This is a genomic window from Pseudomonas sp. JQ36, from assembly GCF_053851495.1.
Genome location: NZ_CM132642.1, coordinates 3,432,900 through 3,452,162, shown reverse-complemented (window position 1 = coordinate 3,452,162; position 19,263 = coordinate 3,432,900). Strand labels below are relative to the sequence as shown.

General features: G+C 58.3%; 13 protein-coding genes. 6 read left to right on the top strand and 7 right to left on the bottom strand.

Annotation, left to right across the window (positions count from 1 at the left end; genetic code table 11):
- Positions 1–18: 18 nt before the first annotated feature.
- The 3 genes from ACS4NR_RS15465 to ACS4NR_RS15455 form a co-directional block, all read right to left on the bottom strand.
- Positions 19–2,733 (bottom strand): RHS repeat domain-containing protein, encoded by a 2,715-nt coding sequence (locus tag ACS4NR_RS15465; RefSeq protein ID WP_456017815.1) that lies wholly within the window; start codon positions 2,731–2,733, stop codon positions 19–21.
- Complete coding sequence (locus ACS4NR_RS15460; RefSeq protein ID WP_456020394.1) at positions 2,733–7,214, bottom strand: SpvB/TcaC N-terminal domain-containing protein; 4,482 nt, start codon at positions 7,212–7,214, stop codon at positions 2,733–2,735. The genes ACS4NR_RS15465 and ACS4NR_RS15460 overlap by 1 nt, the downstream gene beginning before the upstream one ends.
- Before the next feature lie 266 nt (positions 7,215–7,480).
- Positions 7,481–9,004, bottom strand: coding sequence for a fumarate hydratase (locus ACS4NR_RS15455; protein ID WP_027612504.1), 1,524 nt, complete (start codon positions 9,002–9,004; stop codon positions 7,481–7,483).
- A 485-nt stretch (positions 9,005–9,489) separates the two neighbouring features.
- Here ACS4NR_RS15455 and ACS4NR_RS15450 point away from each other — a divergent pair, with 485 nt between their 5' ends.
- The 3 genes from ACS4NR_RS15450 (at position 9,490) to ACS4NR_RS15440 (ending at position 12,435) form a co-directional block, all read left to right on the top strand.
- Positions 9,490–10,596, top strand: coding sequence for a GGDEF domain-containing protein (locus ACS4NR_RS15450; protein ID WP_027612505.1), 1,107 nt, complete (start codon positions 9,490–9,492; stop codon positions 10,594–10,596).
- Positions 10,589–11,524, top strand: a complete 936-nt coding sequence (locus ACS4NR_RS15445) for an iron-sulfur-binding ferredoxin reductase (RefSeq protein ID WP_456017814.1) — start codon at positions 10,589–10,591, stop codon at positions 11,522–11,524. Before ACS4NR_RS15450 ends, ACS4NR_RS15445 begins: the two co-directional genes overlap by 8 nt.
- 161 nt (positions 11,525–11,685) lie before the next feature.
- Positions 11,686–12,435 carry an enoyl-CoA hydratase-related protein gene (locus tag ACS4NR_RS15440; RefSeq protein WP_456017813.1) on the top strand — a complete coding sequence of 250 codons (750 nt, stop codon included), beginning with the start codon at positions 11,686–11,688 and terminating at the stop codon, positions 12,433–12,435.
- Between the two features lie 393 nt (positions 12,436–12,828).
- On the opposite strand, the gene ACS4NR_RS15435 is transcribed toward ACS4NR_RS15440, so the two are convergent.
- The 3 genes from ACS4NR_RS15435 to pyk all read right to left on the bottom strand — a co-directional run bounded on the left by ACS4NR_RS15435 (position 12,829) and on the right by pyk (position 17,004).
- Positions 12,829–13,998: a hypothetical protein gene (locus ACS4NR_RS15435; RefSeq protein ID WP_456017812.1), complete on the bottom strand. Its 1,170-nt coding sequence runs from the start codon at positions 13,996–13,998 to the stop codon at positions 12,829–12,831.
- A 60-nt stretch (positions 13,999–14,058) separates the two neighbouring features.
- Positions 14,059–15,324, bottom strand: a complete 1,266-nt coding sequence (locus ACS4NR_RS15430) for a hypothetical protein (RefSeq protein WP_456017811.1) — start codon at positions 15,322–15,324, stop codon at positions 14,059–14,061.
- A gap of 228 nt (positions 15,325–15,552) precedes the next feature.
- Positions 15,553–17,004, bottom strand: a complete 1,452-nt coding sequence (pyk, locus tag ACS4NR_RS15425) for a pyruvate kinase (protein ID WP_003227610.1) — start codon at positions 17,002–17,004, stop codon at positions 15,553–15,555.
- Between the two features lie 233 nt (positions 17,005–17,237).
- Here pyk and ACS4NR_RS15420 point away from each other — a divergent pair, with 233 nt between their 5' ends.
- From ACS4NR_RS15420 to ACS4NR_RS15410, 3 genes are all read left to right on the top strand, one after another.
- Complete coding sequence (locus ACS4NR_RS15420) at positions 17,238–17,588, top strand: hypothetical protein (protein ID WP_456017810.1); 351 nt, start codon at positions 17,238–17,240, stop codon at positions 17,586–17,588.
- A 76-nt stretch (positions 17,589–17,664) separates the two neighbouring features.
- Positions 17,665–18,051, top strand: coding sequence for a tetratricopeptide repeat protein (locus ACS4NR_RS15415; protein ID WP_456017809.1), 387 nt, complete (start codon positions 17,665–17,667; stop codon positions 18,049–18,051).
- A gap of 228 nt (positions 18,052–18,279) precedes the next feature.
- Positions 18,280–18,639, top strand: coding sequence for a PilZ domain-containing protein (locus tag ACS4NR_RS15410; protein ID WP_443534145.1), 360 nt, complete (start codon positions 18,280–18,282; stop codon positions 18,637–18,639).
- Between the two features lie 147 nt (positions 18,640–18,786).
- On the opposite strand, the gene ACS4NR_RS15405 is transcribed toward ACS4NR_RS15410, so the two are convergent.
- Positions 18,787–19,161: a DUF6124 family protein gene (locus ACS4NR_RS15405; RefSeq protein WP_095137008.1), complete on the bottom strand. Its 375-nt coding sequence runs from the start codon at positions 19,159–19,161 to the stop codon at positions 18,787–18,789.
- Positions 19,162–19,263 lie beyond the last annotated feature (102 nt).

The following is a 19,263-nucleotide window of genomic DNA, read 5'->3' as shown; positions in this document are numbered from 1 at the left end:
TCCGTGCAGTGATTCATTTCAGGCCGCTCTTTTCTGTTGCATGTGTGAAGACACTCTGGGTAGTAACTCAAGGACACGATTCATCTTGCCCAGCACGGCGGTTTCACTCTGCGCGAGACGGTAGCGGGTGCCCTGTGCCGTGGCTATGTTTTCCCGACCGAGACCTTCCAGGTCTTCCAGTGCCAGGTCAGACAGTTCCTTGCGGGAATTGAGGTAGTCGGCGACCAGTTCGATACCTTGTTCCACCAGATCCAGATCGCGTTGCCCCAGCGAGTCATTGAGTGCTTCGGTCACTTCGACACTGAGACGGAAGAAGGCCAGAAATTTTTCCAGATGAGTGCCGCCCGTTAACACATCAGCGGCTCCGATGGTGCCTGCAATTAATATTTCCTTGTTTCCGTCGATGCTGTCCGGGGCATATTTTGAGAACACGGATTTTATTCTCGACTTCCAGCTTTTGGGTTTGGCTTCCATGTTCAGACGACCCACGTCGTAATCTGCACTATCGGGCAAAAGTGCATAACCAAACGAGTTGTCCTCGCCGAGTTTGTCGATTTGTGCGCCTGTAATGTCAGCGGCCAGTGCTGCGGTGCCTATACCAATGGCGATGCCTGTGACCGGGTTTAACGTCAGAAATGTTCCTGCCGCCGCACCGGCGGAAAACGCTGTGGCGGCTGTGATGGAGGAGGCCATAACGTTGAGCAGGGTCAGGGCAGCCTTCTTGCCACTGGAGAGGTAGATATCCTTGACGGAGTTCAAGTGGTTGAATTGATAGATCGATTTATCCAGTTTGGTTGTGACGGTGGCGAGCAAATTCTCATAGTCCTCCACGACTGTTAATAACTCGGAAGCGGTTCGCTGGTGCCCCTGCGCATCGAAATAGCGCAGCGGATTATTCCCCACGAATTCAAACAGATTCAGCCCATCGACATCTCCCGCCGGATCCGCACTGACCCAGCGTTGCAACCATGGCGCGTAATACCGCGCACCGTAGTAATACAAACCGCTGACATCCATTTCCTTGCCTGAATAACGCAGTGTCTTGTAGTCAACCTCGACAGCCGAGTCGGCGCTCATCCACGCGGTCGCGCCGAACGGGTAATAGCCTTCGTGACTGATCAGGCGTGCCTGCTGATCCAGTTCCATCACGCATGAACCCAGGTGATCATCGAGGGTGTAACGCAACTGGTTGTCGGCAATGCCCGCCGGTTTGCCGCTGAGCCAATGCAGGCAACTGACATGGCCTGCGCCGGCGGTGAGGCTGATGACGTGCAGCTCCTCACCGTTTTCCTTGCTGCGGATCTCCAGTCCGGGCAGGTAGCGCACCTCGTGAAAATGCCGGGTAGAACCGCTGTAGGTGTCATGGCGTTTGTACACGCGCGCACCCTGGCTGTAGTGATAGAACTCGGCGTCATCCAGGCCGTTTTCGCGTTGGACCAGGGTCACCGAGGCCAGTTGATCGCGGGCGTCCCAGCGCAGTGCCTGTCCAGGTTGCAGGGCCATCAGGTTGCCGTGGCGGTCGAATAGCTGATCGAAATCCGGTGCGGGATCACCCTCATTCCAGCGCACACCGCGATTGCTTGCAGGGTCGATACGCATCTGGCGGGTCTGACAGGCGCCGTCGCGCACATGGCACAGTTGCGTCAGGTTGCCGCCGTGATCGTAGCGGTAGGTCTGCAGGTAATTGCGTCGGTCCCTGGGGTCGCTCGGTTGCGGTCGGCCGGGAAGGTCGCTGGGGGCCGCGTCGTCGTAACCGCTGGCGCTGATCAGCCGATACAGCGAGTCGTAACGAAACGCACGTTCGCCGTCGACCCGCTGGTTGGCGAAGTGGCTGGGCGTGAACGTGTTGTCGAGGATGCGTGTCGGGTTGCCGACCGGATCGTATTCATAGCTGATGTCCTGCAGGGGCGGCTGCGCACCTTTTTGCGCCCACTCCCGCTGCAGGCGCCCAGTGGTTGGTTCGTAGTCCCAGTAGCTGGCAATGCCATTGCCGGTTTGTTGTTCGATGATTTGTCCGACGGCGTTGAAGTGCGTGTCGAGCAACACGTCTTGCCAGTCGTGGTCGCCGGCCAGCAGCAGTTGCAACTGCTTGAGCTGACCGGCGACGTCGTAGCGCGATTGCTGGCGGTGGCCGCCGGCGTCGGTCTGCTCCAGCATCGCGCCCAACGGGCTGAAAATGCGCTGGCTGACAAACACCCGGGCGTCGGCAAAGGTGCGGCTTTCGCGCAGTGGCTGTCCGGCCAGGCTGTAGCTGTCCAGGTGCAGGCTGCCGGACGGGTCGAACTGTTCCAGTAATTGACCGCGCTGGTTGTGATCGGGCGGGGCACTGGCATCGGCATAGGTGAAGGTGTCGCTGAGCGGGTCGACGCTGTTGCTGATCGCCACCAGGCGCAGCAGCTCATCGTAGCGGCTGCTCCAGTGCACGCCGCGCGCGTCCCAGCGCTGCAAGGTTTGCCCGGCCAGCCCCGGCAGGCTCAGGCGCCAGCCGGCATCGACGCTGCTGACCTTGAGTGGCTGGCCGTTGAGGTCATGAATGCTGATAACGCTCGGAGCGCTCAGGCGCGGATCGAACTGCGCCACCAGACGCCCGGCAATGTCGTGCTGTTGGCGAGTCACCAAGGCCTCGGCAGCCTCATTGGCCAGCACGCGCAGATAGGCGACCTGACGCAGCGGCAGGCCGCGACTGTCGGTCACGACGAGCGACGGTGTGCGCCGATGAAGGTTGGCGCTCATCAGTGCAGCGTCCATGGTGATGTCGATTTCGGCTCAGCGGATTCGTCGGTGTCGTTGAAGTCTTCGCTGGCCTGATACCACGGATGATAGGTCTCGCGGGAAAAATAGCCCTTGGCGTTGATCAGCTTGACCGGACGCCCGAGCGGGTCATAGAACAGTTGATCGAAATAGCCGTACCGCCGCAGGGATTGATCATTGACGTAGCCATGGGTGTCGGCAAAAAACGGCCGGAATTGTCGCACCGCCAGCCCTTTGTTGTTGTACTCGACCCGTGCGCTGACCCGCCAGCGCGGATTGGCATGTTCCTCACGCAGCTGTCCGCGATCGACGATCAGCGCGCCGTCATCACCCACCGCATAGGCGATGCCGGGTTCGACCAATTGCTGCGTTTGCAGCGTGCGGCCAAAACCGTCGACGCAGGTTTTGCTGATATGTATCTGCGCTGCAATCTTGTCGCCGGGGTAGCGGTCAGCGCTGAGGACAACGCTGTGCGGTGGCTCTCTCGGGACACTGGCAATCACTTCGCTCAGGGCTTGATCCGCAGCAGTCAGCGCCCCTCGTTGCCGCAGGCGTTGACGGGCACTGGCGCAGATGTGGCCGCTGGGCAGTACATCGCCGCTGGCAATCCAGGTGGCGAGCAATTCGGCGCTGATGTCCGCAGGTAACGACCCCATCCAGCTGAACAGATCCTTGCGCAGGGTGCTGGCGGCACCTTGCACAGCCCCGACCGGATCTTCAATGGCGGGCCCTGGCAGAAGATTGTCGGGCCGTACGAAATCGCTCAGCGCATGGAAACCGGCGGCAACACCGTTTTCGGTGCCGTGAAAGCTCAGCGCAAGCGGCTGGCCTGCGGCGTCATACATGACCTCTTGGATATTTTCGTTGGCATCGAGGATGCTGGAGGGTAATAGCGTGTGGTAGTCGTACGTGACCGAGGTCGTGCAGCCGTCCGGCAATTCGACACTCCGGACCCTGAGTCGATAATCGTCGTACCGGGTTTTTGTCACGCCGTGGCTGGGCGTTTCGTTGTATTCCTGCACTTTGAAAAAACCGGCGAGGTCGGCGTATCTGGCGAAGTTGTAGGTGCTTGACCACAGGTTTTCTTCTTCGCTGGGCAGCGATGTTTCGAAAAAGAACTTCATCGGCAAATAACCGATTTCGCGCAACGCTGCACGAATGTCAAAGGGTGGTGGCAGCACGTCGTAAGCTTGCAGGGCGGTCTTGTCAATCTGCGCGATTTCCAGGGGGCCGGCCAGCGCTTCGTATTCGGCCTTGCCACTGTCCAGCAAGGACTGATCCAGGGTTTTCAGATAGCGCTGTTCAGACTGTTGCGTCAGCACGCGCAACGCATTCCATTGAGTTGAATCCAGGTGCGGGGTCAATTGCTCGAAAGACACCTCGCCAGGGTTGAGCCCGTTCGGAAGAGTGCCTTTGGGCAAGACCAGGGCATCGCTGCGCGCCTGCCACGCCAGCCCCAGTTGGCGACGTTGTTCATCGCTATCCAGGTCGATGAATCGCGCCCGACTCTCGCTTATGTAATACGGCTTCTGAGCTTCGTCGTGAGCGTCGATCCACCAGCGCTGTTCATCCTCGTCCTCGAAGGGCGGGGTGTCCGCAGCGGTCCGGCGGCGTGCGTAGCTGACGAGCAGCGAATGGGTGGGCGCGCCGTATGCGCTCCAGCGCAGATTGAGTTCATGCCTGCACAAGGGATCGTCGATGAACTGCTCATATTGGTAGCTGATTTTTTCCAGTGACCGGGGCAGGATAATTGCGTCGGGATAGTGATCACCCTTGGGCCGAACCTCGCGCACCAGGTAGCGATATTCCTCGACAGCGTAAGGTTTTGCCGTCAGTGGAGGATCTTCGGCGTTGTAGATTTCGGTGCGCATGAGCGTGCCGGACATGCCCCGTGCGATTTCGTACGGTAGAGCGCTGTCCGGCTTCGGGGTGAAAGGAATATCGCGCTCCAGCTTCGCGTCATATCGCGTGATCACGGTCGCGCCCAGCGGCACGGCTTCGCGGTCGCTGGCGAAGTAACCGTCCCGGGGCCGGTTCATGTACTGGCCGATGATGTACCAACTGCAGGCACGAATCGGCGCGGTGAAGCTGGTGTCCTCGGTCCCCGACAGGCTCTCGCTGTCGGTTTGTTCCAGGTAACCGAAACCCCGGTATTCGCGAGCCAAGGGGTCGTAGTAACCCTCGCGGTAGCTGAAACTCTGGCTCAGGCAATTGCCGGTGATTTCGTCCAGCTGGAACTGTTGCTTCACTACCTGAACATTGAGCGGCAAATAGCATGACGGTACACCCTCGGGATTGACGGCAAGCCATTGCTGCTTTTCGTCCAGCCATTCCTGCGCGGAACTGCGATAGACGATGCTGGCGCTGCAGCCCGTGTTGTTGTTGCTCGACCTCATCAGGTAGGGTTTGGCCGCAACAAAATCGTAACGCCAGTGGCACGGTTTCATGTGCGGCACGCTCAGGATCAGGCTGGAACAGCCCAAACCTTGCAAGTCGGCAAATGTCACCTCGCAGGTTCGTTCGAACTGCACACCCTCAGGCCACGGTACGCGGATTGGAACGGTTGCCAGACTGTTGCCGCCATGATTGAGGTAGATATCGAAGGTTTTGGCATTCAGGTAAATCAGCGCCGGCGCACCGGAACCGCCAAGGTCGGCAATGCGTATTCGCGAGGCGTCAAAGGTGCGGTAGTCGAAGACCGGACCGCTGAGCACGCGACCCTTGCCGAACTTGCCCAAGCCGAGATTCGGCCAGCATTTGATTTCGTCGTGGCGGATGCGACACAGCTCGGTGGTATCGCTGGCAAGCAGATTGCCGAACAGCACCAGCTCGCTGCGGACATCGCTGAACAACGGCAGGCGATCATCGTCGGGGTCATGCAGAACTTCTTCCGCTTGCGCAAAGCCCTCCTCAACATTGCTGCGATAAAAACGCACGGAGCGAGGCCCGATCAAGGCGACCGACATCAGTCCTTCGTTGGCCAGGTCGCCGAACTGTGCGAATGCGCCGAACAGTTCTGTGGGGGTTTGATCGAACTCCTTGAATTCGGACCAGGTTCGATCCGGGTTCATTGAGCGTATCCCCGCAAATCCGGGTTGCGCCGTGAGCCAGTCAAAGCGTCCACTGCCCGACAGGGTGGTGAGTATCTGCATCACCGGTTTTTTACTGTTGATTACCGGGATGTTGTCCAGCACCGACCATGGTCCGTAGGCGATGTCATCGGGCCCCGATTTTCCACGAAACGGCTCGCTGTAATACCAGGCCTGGTCATAGCGGCAGAGAAAACCCGGTACGCCCTCGCCATACAGATCAACGCAGTGATAATGCTGGCCCCCATCAATGCCCGGCATGTTCTCCTCGGCAAACAAGGGCGTTGGCGTTTGATCGAGTTCCAGCGGCGCGTACTCGAACTGTACGGGGGGGGAGAGTTCCACATCGTCATCGCCACCGGGTCCCCAGGCTTGGTAGTAAGCCGAGGTGAGCAGGCTGTAGCTCCAATCGGCTATGTGCTCGTTGTACTTGAGCAGCAAGCGCCGGACCAGCACCGGGTCGTCACCCGTTTCGGTGGGGAAATAGTGAAACATCAACACTTGTTCGCAGCGTCTGCGTGTGGCGATTTCGAAGCCGTGGCCAAACGCCGAGCTGGCATCGGGGCGAACCGGCCAAGGCTGCGTGCCTGGGACGTCATAGTCCGGTTTCACGCTCAACGATGTGCTGCGTTCGCCATAGTCAAACAGCAGATGAAAGTGCCAGTCCAGCTCGCCGGGGTTTTCCAGGGTCCAGCAGTACAGATCCTGACTGGCGCTGAAATTGCCGTAAAGCAACCGATGCAAATAGCGCTGTGACCGGTAATCGCGGAAGTTGTCCGGATCTTTGTCGTCGCGTTTGTATTGGTAATAGATGTGTTCGCCATGGGCAGTCATGGTTTCACAGAGCAACCACGTCGCCACGCGAAGTGGGTTTTGCGGATCCGCCACGCGTGAATCAGCGGTTTTACCGTACATGTGCAAAGAGCCATCGGGGCCAGAGACCAACCAGAAGGTCGGCAGTTTTATTGTCGGATCTGTCGGGTGCATCGGCTCCCAGCGTTCTCTGATACTGAAATCGCTTTCGACCTCGGGCGTGTAGCGCACCACCGTGTGCCGGCCGATGTCCTTGCCGTTGAACGTCGTTTCGATTCGGCTTTTCAACGAACCATCGTCATTGCGCTCCTTGGTACAGATCTGCTGGTCGTGACCGATGATTTCGTCATCGTCGTCGTAGCGCGGCGTGCCTTTGTTGGTTCGACGGCTGATTTGGCCGTGGCCCATGCTCCAGCCCAGACCGAGCGGACCGTTGCCCGACTGGCTGTTGTAAGTCAGTGCCAACTGCGGATCGGCACCGCGGCCGCCGGAAACGGGGATTGGCAATTGAAACGATGCTCCACCCGTGGGCCCCACGTTGTTGAACCCCTGGCCAGTCATCGTGAACGAAGAGTGCGTGGCAATAGAGGGGGTGGGGACATTCAGTTCTTTATCGGCCATCGGTCCATCCGTTCCGCACAGGTGAGGGTGGAGTAACGCTACCAAGTAGCGGGCCGCAGATAACCTGTCAGATCTGACAGGTATGCTCGATTTTTTAGATCAAAAAAGATTGCTACCGATGGTTTTTATTGCGAAGAGCATATGAGCAGACAAAAAAAGGCCGGGTCATCTTGCGATGGCCCGGCCTTTTTCAGCAGGCGAAACGCTTACTGCACTTCTACCGCCAGGCTTTCGGCGATTTTCTGTTGCCAGATCGCCGGGCCGGTGATGTGTACCGACTCACCGTTGCTGTCCACCGCGACAGTGACCGGCATGTCCTTGACCTCGAACTCGTAGATCGCTTCCATGCCCAGCTCGGCGAAGGCCAGCACCTTGGACTTCTTGATGGCCTGGGCCACCAGGTAAGCGGCGCCGCCCACAGCCATCAGGTACACGGCCTTGTTGTCCTTGATCGCCTCGATCGCGGTCGGGCCGCGTTCGGACTTGCCGATCATGCCCAGCAGACCGGTCTGTTCAAGGATCTGGCGGGTGAACTTATCCATCCGCGTCGCGGTGGTCGGGCCAGCCGGGCCAACCACTTCGTCACCGACCGGATCAACCGGGCCGACGTAGTAGATGAAGCGGCCTTTCAGATCCACCGGCAGGGTTTCACCCTTGTTCAGCATCTCGACCATGCGCTTGTGCGCCGCGTCGCGACCGGTGAGCATCTTGCCGTTGAGCAGGACGGTTTCGCCCGGCTTCCAGCTCTGCACTTCTTCCGGGGTCAGGGTGTCGAGGTTGACGCGACGAGCCGACGGGCCGGCTTCCCAGACGATTTCCGGGTAGGCGTCCAGTGATGGCGCTTCCAGCGATGCCGGGCCAGAACCGTCGAGCACGAAGTGCGCGTGACGGGTGGCGGCGCAGTTCGGGATCATGCACACCGGCAGCGAGGCGGCGTGAGTCGGGTAATCCATGATCTTCACGTCGAGCACGGTGGTCAGGCCACCGAGGCCCTGGGCGCCGATGCCCAGCTGGTTGACCTTCTCGAACAGCTCCAGACGGATCTCTTCGATACGGTTCTGTGGGCCACGGGCTTTCAGCTCATGGATGTCGATGGATTCCATCAACACTTCCTTGGCCATGACCGCGGCTTTCTCGGCGGTGCCGCCGATGCCGATGCCGAGCATGCCCGGTGGGCACCAGCCGGCGCCCATGGTCGGAACGGTCTTGAGCACCCAGTCAACGATCGAGTCGGACGGGTTGAGCATGGCCATTTTCGACTTGTTCTCGGAACCGCCGCCCTTGGCCGCCACGTCCACTTCCACGGTGTTGCCCGGGACGATGGAGTAGTGGATGACTGCCGGGGTGTTGTCCTTGGTGTTTTTGCGAGCGCCCGCCGGGTCGGCGAGGATCGAGGCCCGCAGGACGTTTTCCGGCAGGTTGTAGGCGCGGCGCACGCCCTCGTTGATCATGTCGTCCAGGCTCATGGTCGCGCCATCCCAACGTACGTCCATGCCCACACGCACGAACACGGTGACGATGCCGGTGTCCTGGCAGATCGGCCGGTGGCCGGTGGCGCACATGCGTGAGTTGATCAGGATCTGCGCGATCGAGTCACGGGCCGCTGGCGATTCTTCGCGCAGGTAGGCTTCGTGCATCGCCTGGATGAAATCCACGGGGTGGTAATAGGAAATGAACTGCAGGGCGTCGGCAACGCTCTGAATCAGGTCGTCTTGCTTGATCACGGTCATGAGTCGCGCTCCTCTAAAAGACGGGAACATTCAATAAGGTGCCTGCGGCTTGGGTGCATCGGTCGGTCGCAAGCACCTTTCAAGGCACGCCGGGGCTGCTGGCGCGACGCTAAAAAGGCGCGGCAGTATACCGCGCCTCTTCCGGGCATACACGCGTCGGCAGTCATTCGTTGGTCGCATACCGAACACTGCTGGCCCCTGTGGCGAGGGAGCTTGCTCCCGCTCGGCTGCGCAGCAGCCGTAAATCGGTATACACGGTGGAACTGAAATATTGAGTTGGCTGGATTTGGGCCTGCTGCGCAGGCCAGCGGGAGCAAGCTCCCTCGCCACAGAAGGCGGCGTCAATCCGACAATCGGGTCATGCATTTGACGTCAATTTTTGGCGCCGAAAATCGGTGGTCATTTATCGACCGCCCCTCTAAAGTGGCATCCGGTCTGTAGAGTAGGACACTCGGTCAGCCTCCTATCGCACGGTGAGTCAACGATTGACCCATAACGCCATTCAACGTCTTTTGCTCAAGCGCTTTGCCCTCGCCGCAGCCACCTATGGATTGGCTTTGCTGCTGCTGTGGCTGGCGTTTTTCACCGGGCATTACCCGCAATCATTGAACAGCGTGGCCATCGGTAGCGCGCTGGTGGTGATCTGCCAGGCCACGTTGTTTACGCTGTTCTGGTCCGGGCGCAACCAGCGCTTTGCCGACCCCAGCCTGACCGAAGCGCAAGTGCTGCTCGGGCTCGGCTGGCAGACCTGGCTGATCGCTCATCTGGACGAAGCACGTGGCGCGTTTCTGGTGTTCTACGTACTGATCCTGCTGTTCGGCCTGTTTCATTTAACCCGGCGCGCGTTCATTCGTTGCGCGCTGCTGGTGTTCTTCAGTTTCTGTGCGATCACCCTCTGGGATGGCTACCACTTCCGTCTGCCGGATCCGGCACTGGCGGCGTTGCAAGTGTGCATTCTGGCGATGGTGCTGGCGTGGCTGGTGATTTACGCACGCTTCGTCCAGGTTTCGCGGCAACGCATGCGCCAGCGCCGGTTTGCCTTGCAGGCGCATCAGGACACCCTGCGCGGGATGATGCGCCAGCTCGAAGATCTGGTGGCCACCGATGAGCTGACCGGCCTGTTCAATCGTCGGCATTTTCTGCGCCTGGCCTCACGGGAGCTGGCGGAGATGGAACCGGGCGTGGTGCATGGCTTGGCGCTGATCGATCTCGACCACTTCAAACGCATCAACGATCTGCACGGCCATGCCGCGGGCGATCAGGTGTTGCAGGCGTTCGCCGGCGTGGCAGGTGCCTGCCTGCGTGACGGCGACGTGCTGGCACGTTACGGTGGCGAGGAATTCGTGGTGTTGCTGCCCGACTGCGATGCCGAACGCCTGACCGCCTGTTGTGAACGCCTGCGCATTGCTTTCACCGACGTCGAACTGGTGGGCCTGAATGTGCGCAGCCTGAGCCTGTCGGCAGGCATGACTCTGCTGGAACTGGGTGATGATCTGGACGACGCCTTGCAGCGCGCTGATCAGGCGCTGTACCGGGCCAAGCGCGACGGGCGCAATCGCTGTGCAGCGGCATGGGAGAATGTGGATGCCTGAACTTCGCGTCGGTGACCGGCAATGGTCGGTGGCGGCGGGCAGCAATTTGCTCGACGCGCTGAATCAGCACGGCGTCGCGGTGCCTTACAGCTGCCGCGCCGGCAGTTGCCATGCCTGTCTGGTGCAGTGTGTTCAGGGTTCGCCCGCCGACAGTCGCCCGGATGCCTTGAACGCCGAACAGCGCCAGCAAGGCTGGCGGCTGGCCTGTCAGTGTCAGGTCACGGAAGATTTGCAGGTACACACCTTCGACCCGGTCGCCGACGGGCGCCCGGCGGTGGTCGAGGCGCTGGACTGGCTCAGCGATAACGTCCTGCGTTTGCGCCTGACCCCGCAGCGACCGCTGCGCTACAGCGCGGGGCAACATCTGGTGCTGTGGATCAACCACATCGCCAGACCCTATTCGCTGGCGAGCCTGCCGCAAGAAGACCGCTTTCTCGAGTTCCACCTCGACTGCCGCCAGCCCGGCGAATTCAGCGATGCGGCGCGGCGCCTGCAGATCGGCGACCCGATCCGCCTCGGCGAACTGCGTGGCGGAGCGTTGCATTACGACCCGGACTGGCACACCCGACCGCTGTGGCTGCTGGCGGCCGGCACCGGGCTGGGCCCGTTGTTCGGCGTGCTGCGCGAAGCCTTGCGCCAGGATCACCAAGGCGCCATCCGCGTCATTCACCTGGCCCATGACGAACGCGAGCACTATCTGGCCAAACCCCTGGCGGCGCTTGCTGCGCAGCGCGAAAACCTCAGCGTCGAGCTGTGGACGGCGGCCGAGTCAGCCGCCGCTTTGGCGCAACTGCGCCTTGTTTCCCGGCAAACCCTGGCCTTAGTCTGCGGCTCGACTGCCAGCGTCGATGCGTTTGCCAAGCGTCTGTACCTGGCCGGACTGCCGCGCAATCAACTGCTGGCCGATGTGTTTTTGTCCCGCAGTTAAACGCAGATCCTTCATTGGTTGAGGGCGCTTCTGTGGCGAGGGAGCTTGCTCCCGCTAGGCTGCGCAGCGGCCCCAAAAGCTCTGTGAGCGCTGCGCACTCAACCGGGGATGAATCCCCTCGCCACAGAGAACCTCTTAAAACAGCCATGTTGAGACACGCCATGACCGAAGCCATCCTGCTGGAACGCGAACGCGGTTTGCTTACCCTGCGCCTCAACCGCCCGGACAAGAAAAACGCCCTGACCCGCGCGATGTACAGTCGCCTCGCCGAGGCCCTGAAGCAGGCCGACAACGATCCTGAAATCAACGCCGTGCTGATCACCGGCGGTGCCGAGTGCTTCACCGCCGGCAACGACATCGCCGACTTCATCCAGCAACCGCCGAGCGACCTCGACAGCCCGGTGTTCCACTTCATGCTCAACCTGCTCGAATGCCGCAAACCGGTGATCGCCGCCGTGGCCGGCGCGGCGGTGGGCATCGGTACCACGTTGTTGCTGCATTGCGATCTGGTCTACGTCAGCCGCGATGCGCGGTTGCGCATGCCATTCGTCAACCTCGGGCTGTGCCCGGAGTTCGGTTCCAGCCTGATCCTGCCGCGTTTGCTCGGACACGCGAAAGCGGCGGAGCTGTTGCTGCTCGGCGAAGGATTCAGCGGTGAGCAGGCGGCGCAGTGGGGCATTGCCACTGAAGCGCTGGGGAGCGGCCAAGCGACCTTAAGCAAGGCGCAGGAGATGGCGTTGCGTTTCGATGAGCTGCCGTCGGAAGCGGTGCGCATCAGCAAGCAATTGATGAGGGCGCCGGATCGCGAATTGATCCGTAAGGTGATCGAGGAGGAGGGCGCACTGTTCACCCAGCGCTTGCGCTCGCCGGAGGCATTGGCGGCGTTGACCGGGTTTATCAAGCGGCACTGAGATCTTTGCTGATCTGGACGGCCTCATCGCTGGCAAGCCAGCTCCCACAGTTTTTTGTAGTGGATGCAAAATCCGTAATGGCCGCCGAGCCTTGTGGGAGCTGGCTTGTTAGCGATGAGGGCAGAATAGACGCCGCATCTTTTAGCTCAGAATGCAAAAAGACCCGGCATTCACATGCCGGGTCTTTGATGAGTCAAGACATTAATCCGCGTGCAATAGGACGTCTGCCTAAATCCCCATCATCGGGGAATGACGACATTATGATTTTTTCATGAGCAATAACTGAACTGTAGTAGGAAGGAACTATTGTTTGTCTGTATTCAAACCAGCCCCCATTGCCATATTCTTCATCGTGAGCGCCGTTGGCTAAAAAACGAGTAACCGCATAATGGTTCAGTTCGCCTTTTCTTGTAATTCCTGTAGCCAGAAACTTTCCACTAGAAAGAAAGTCCGCTTTGGAGAAGTAAGTGTCTTTTGAATTGACCCGGAAAAAACGGGCTCTCCGCCGTTGAATTGAATGTTGGTGTGGCCATTTTCTTCGAGGCTGATTAATAAGCCCTCATGGCTGGTCGAGCCTCTTTCAACTTTCGCACCCAGGCAGAGGATGCGATTGTTAGTTTGATTTTTCGTGCTTGAAAGAGTGAAGTAGCTGTTTGTATCACTGGATTTTATTAACTTGAATCCTTCCGTTTGAAAGTCAGTGATCAGTTGTCCATTTTTGTCGTGTTTTACCAAAACGATGGCTTCAGGGGTGCCCCTGTACTCGTGTCTGACGATGCCGGCGCTAATGTAGTCGCCTGTGCTGGTGACCGTAAGGCTTCTAAGTAGAGTAAAATTAAACTTGTCATGAGCGACTTTGATAAAGCCGGTTTTATTAAATGTTGTGTCAAGTTTTCCATCTTGGGTAACACGGATTATAAAGCTGCAGGTTTCAAGGAAAGAGCCGGACTCATGGAGTAATAAAAGACGTCCATCGGCAAGCATCATTGAATTGGAAGTGGAAGGTGTAGTTGTATTCGATTTGGGATGTTTGAGTAGTCTCGAATCGGCGGTTTTCTGACGTTTTTCATTGTAAGCGTCTTTGTTTGATGAAGTCTCACTTACGTCAGGGGTATAGAAAATGAACGCTCCTTTTTCGCCAAATGTCTCATCAATTGTGCCGTTCAAATTAAGACGGATGATGACTTTGTCGTATCTCGGACCCTCGTTGTAGTAACCCATTTCTCCGCTCACCAGGATTTTTCCTTCTGAGAAAGCAATTTGCTCAGCGGGAAAGTCGGCTTGATGAGTGCCAATAGTTTCGCTATAGAAAAAACCTTTGTTGCCGAAGCTATCGTCGATAGCGCCATTCTGATCAAGGCGGGTGACCGTGCAAACCGCGCCAAGGTCACCGTACGCCTCGCCAGCGACGTAAATCATGTCATCAGGCCCTACCGCGACCACGGTTGAATGGTATTTCGGATAGTCAGGAAGCGGTGAAGTCAGATACTTAAATCCGTCTTTACCAAAATCAGGATCAAGCTTGCCGGACATAAGTGAGGAACTCGACTGTTGGGAAGTCATGGCCATTTCCTTGAGATGAGGAGCAACAATGTTTACCGGAATTACTCAGGGCATCGCCCTTCAGTTAGGCAAGTACCGCAAGATCATTGGATATCCAGGCTCCTCGTCTCTCAACACAAATGGAATGGCGCTCACAAGGATTTTTTCATCGGACTGCAAGGCAATGCTGGCCATATACGTTCCTTTTCCATCGGTTGGCAGAGTTTGTTTGACGTAACCCTCTCCATTACCAAAGTCGGCATCCAGTTTCCCGTCGCTGTTAAAGCGGGCCACGACAAGCTGGTGAGTCATGGGCGTGAAAGTGCCTGTCGACCCCACGACGACAGACCGGCCGTCCTCTTGAAATGCACCGGCCTCCCACTGTGTTTCCTTGGCCAGGGCCGTCAGCAACGGTCGACCCTGATTGAATTGAATGTTCGGTTCACCATTGGGCTCGGAGCTGATCAGCAACGCTTTGATATCTGAAGATGCTCCCGCTTCACCAACCCCAAGAATCCGTCCATTGTGCTGTCGCACAAGTTGTTTGAATTCTGATGCACGTATATCGAACACCACGAAACCATTTTTCATCCTGCCAAACGACTCATCGGGCTCGCCATTCTTATGCAAGCAGGCAAGCATGGCATGGTGACTTGATGTGGCGAGCGTCAAGCCTCCAACCACATATTTCTCTTGCGTATCGTTAACCAGCAAGCTCTGCAACAGACTCGTTGGATTATGAGGGTTTTTGATATGGATGAAGCCTGTAGGGGAGAATGTTGTGTCCGGAGCTCCCTGCGGCGTCAGGCGTATGATCCATCCATAGTAATGAATAGTGAGAATCTTGCCGTCACGCAAGATCACCATACCCGTCTGGTCAGCGGCGGAGCTTTCCAGAACTTCAATTGGTTGCGTGGATAGCGAACCGAGTTCCAGACAAACCTGGCCATCTTCGCCAAAGGTTTTATCCAGTGATCCATTTGCTTCCAATCGGTAAAAATACGAAAAGTTGGTAGAAATAGACGATTTGGATTCGGCGTTAACGATAATCCTGCCATCTTGCAAAGCAAACGAGGAAAGGCCGGAAAACTCGGGAAGCGGGTGTTGGAATAAACCGTTCTCGCCATAATCAAGATCAGGATCGCCATTTAGATCCAGGCGGCCCAGGGTGAAGTAGCTGGAATTGCCTTTGGAGGAATGCCCACCAAAATAGATCCAGGAATCCTTTACCAGCAGTTGTTTGATATGGATAGTTCCGTAGTCCGGATTTCCGTTGACTATCGTCACAATTCCTTCGTCGCCGAAATCGGTATCGAGCATCCCGCCGTAAGTTTTTTGACTCGTCATTTTTTCGACCTCGTGCAATTGCGGAAAAAACAGGTCGTCAGTTCATTGCACGATAGAAAAGCGTAAAACTCTGAAGATTAATGATCGGACGAGTTTCGATTAAAAGCTTCCATCGTCAGTGGCACAACTGTCAGGTCTGACAGTTGTAGATTCGCCCAACAGGTGTTAACGGGTAATAAAAAAGCCCCGGCATTCGCATGCCGGGGCTTTTGGTTTTCAGCGAATCACTCAGACCTGCGGGTCGCCAACGTGCAGGATCTTCATGCCGTTGGTGCCACCGGTGGTGTGGTAGCTGTCGCCCTTGGTCAGGATGACCCAGTCGCCTTTTTCCACAACGCCACGCTTGACCAGTTCGTCGATCGCTTTCTGGCTGACTTCGTTCGGGGCCAGCGATGCCGGGTCGAACGGCACGGTGTACACGCCACGGAACATCGCTGCGCGAGCCTGGGCTTCGCGGTGCGGAGTGAACGCGTAGATCGGCACCGAGGAGCGGATGCGCGACATGATCAGCGGGGTGTAGCCACTTTCGGTCAGGGCGATGATCGCTTTCACGCCCGGGAAGTGGTTGGCGGTGTACATGGTTGCCAGGGCGATACTTTCGTCGCAGCGCTCGAATTCCTTGCCGATACGGTGGCTGGAAGTCTTGCTGGTCGGATGCTTTTCAGCGCCGACGCAGATGCGCGCCATCGCCTGAACGGCTTCCAGCGGGTACAGACCGGCAGCGGATTCGGCCGAGAGCATCACGGCGTCGGTGTAGTCGAGCACGGCGTTGGCCACGTCGGACACTTCGGCGCGGGTCGGCATCGGGTTCTGGATCATCGACTCCATCATCTGGGTCGCAACGATCACCGCTTTGTTGTGGCGGCGTGCGTGCAGAATGATCTTCTTCTGAATGCCCACCAGCTCGGCGTCGCCGATTTCCACACCGAGGTCGCCACGGGCAACCATCACTGCGTCGGAAGCCTTGATCAGACCGTCGAGGGTTTCGTCGTCGGCCACGGCTTCGGCGCGTTCGATCTTCGCCACCAGCCAGGCAGTGCCGCCGGCTTCGTCGCGCAGTTGACGGGCGTAGTTCATGTCAGCCGCGTCACGCGGGAAGGACACCGCGAGGTAGTCGACTTCCATTTCGGCGGCGAGCTTGATGTCGGCCTTGTCTTTTTCAGTCAGGGCCGGAGCAGTCAGGCCGCCACCGCGACGGTTGATGCCTTTGTGGTCGGACAGCGGGCCGCCGATGGTCACCACGCAGTGCAGCTCGGTAGCGGTGGCGGTTTCGACGCGCATCACTACGCGGCCGTCGTCGAGCAACAGCTCGTCGCCCACGCCGCAGTCTTTCACCAGATCCGGGTAGTCGATGCCGACCACTTGCTGGTTGCCTTCGGTCAGCGGATGGCTGGTGGAGAAGGTGAACTTGTCACCGATCTTCAGCTCGATGCGCTTGTTGGCGAATTTGGCGATACGGATTTTCGGGCCTTGCAGGTCACCCAGCAGGGCGACGAAACGGCCGTGCTTGGCCGCCAGGTCACGCACCAGCTTCGCGCGAGCCTTGTGCTCGTCGGGGGTGCCGTGGGAGAAGTTCAGACGGGCGACGTCCAGACCAGCCAGAATCAGCTGTTCGAGAACTTCCGGCGAGTTACTGGCCGGGCCAAGGGTAGCGACGATTTTGGTACGACGGACGGACATGCAAAGACTCCTGAGTTCAAGCGCTAGCAGAGGCTACTATGCTCTTGGGGTGTAGTCATTGTTCGTTTGCACTACTTATTGTTTTCTTTATTGAACGTGGTTTTTTTCAACGACTGTGACCGGCAACCGCTACCGCTGGTCGGTACTGGTATTTCTTACAGGTGGCACGCGGTTTTTCGATCGCTATACAGATTGAATCCCGCCAATGGTGGCGGGGCTGCGAGGCTTACGACATGACAGCTGAAAAAGAAACACACCAGGCGCTGGAACCGCCAGTGATTGAAAGCCCAAAAGATGGCGACACGCCAGGTGTGCGTTTTCGAGTGGAGGGAACAGGAACACCCGGAAATTCCGCGGTCGCCTACAGCACCAGGGATCCCTTGAATCCGCTGTTTGGCCAATTGATCAGTAGCAACGGGAGATGGAATACGTTCCTGGATCTGAGCAAATTCGGTTTTTATGTCGTTGAAAGAAGCGCGGACGGCGCGGTTTCGCCAAGGTCACCAGTAGTGACCATCCATCTGGAGTCAACCCCATCTACCCCGAAGGGCGATGCTAACCCGCCCGAGGACGCCCCGCACTGATACCACGCTGACGAGAGCGGCATTGAAGATTTTTCGCGCAAGGTCGATACAGAGCTCAAGACAGGAGAACCTCCCCATGCGATTGTTGCCCATTGCCGCCCTTGCCCTCAGCGTCCTCGCCGTCACGGGCTGCACCCGTTGGTCGATGAACCATCATTTGAACAACGCCTACAGCGCCTACGACCGGGGCAATTGCGAGCAGGTGATGCTTGAACTGTCCAAGGTTGAACGCGCCAGCCGGGCCCGGCCGTATGTGTGGCCGGAAGTGTCGATGATGCGCGGCCAGTGCCTGGAACGGCAAAAAATGTACATCGACGCGGCGCAGACCTATCAGTTCATCATCGCCTCGTACCCCCACAGCGAATACGCCTTCCGTGCGCGCGCCCGCCTGGAAACCCTGCAGAGCCTGGGACATTACCCGACTCGCAGCGGAGCGGCAGCACCAAGTCCGCAACGTTTCTGATGCTGGTTGTCATACAAACGCTGGCCGACTGTACAAGCTGAGCTATAGTCCAGTGATCCGGTTCAGAGCCTGATTTTGGGCCGGGGCAACACCTGCGACTGGTAGAGGTTGAGGTGATGGCGTATTGGCGACCGTCACACCGGAAGCGGGGAGAGCGCGTCTGCAGGGCAGGCACGTTCCGAAGCAAAGGTGCGGCTCTGTGATGGAGCCTTGCATGGCGTACTGCGCATGTTTACCGATCGTCGAATTGAACGGCACCAGTTGCCGTACTTCCTGCGGGTGTACAACAGCGTCACCGACAAACCCATCGGTTTTCTGGGCAACGTGTCCGAGGACGGGCTGATGCTCATCAGCCAGTTGCCGATGATGATCGGCGTCGATTTCAGTCTGCGTCTCAAACTGCCATTCAGCGACGGCTGCCAGCAGGTCATCGACCTCACGGCGTGCTGCCTGTGGTGCCACGAAGACGCGACGCCCCTGCATTACGACGCCGGGTTCAGCCTGCAGCGTCCACCCCCGGAATATGGGCAACTGGTCGAGGCGTTGCGTCAGTACTTCAGCTTCCAGCCATTGCCGGCCTCGGCCTGACTTCGGCGACGCTCGCCTAATTGCCATCGCGGGCAAGCCCGCTCCCACAATGTCCGGGGTTGATCAAAGAATGTGTGCACACCACAAATCCCTGTGGGAGCGGGCTTGCCCGCGAAGGCATCAGCCCAGACAACGCTTCTCCAAAGGCTAACCCACAGCAATCGCCCGCTCACTGTCCAGCGTCTTCTCCGCCAGCAGTAACCCCATCTCGCTCAACTGATAAATCGCCATCGCCAGATGCCGTGGTTTGTCTTCCAGGCTGTCCGCCAGATCCAGCAACAGAATGCTCACCGACGAAAAGGTTTCGTAGGTCTGGATGGCGATCGCTTCGGGGTTGATGTCAGGCGCGACCCGGAACATCTGCATGCCACGATCCACTGAATTGCGCGAGGGCGGTTCGGGTTTGAGGTAGTGGTCGAGGGCGCGCTCGGCGGCTTCGTGGAGCTTTCGTGAATCGGCGGATTCGTAGGGCGAGGTATCGGCAGGATTTGTTTCGGGTGGATTAGGGGTTGCTTTGAACATGATCGTATTGCCTCTAAGTAGGGCCACGACCGATTCGCGACTAAACGAATTAGGGTGGCGGCTGCAAGCAGGTTAGTCGACCGGGAGGCATACGAAATACCG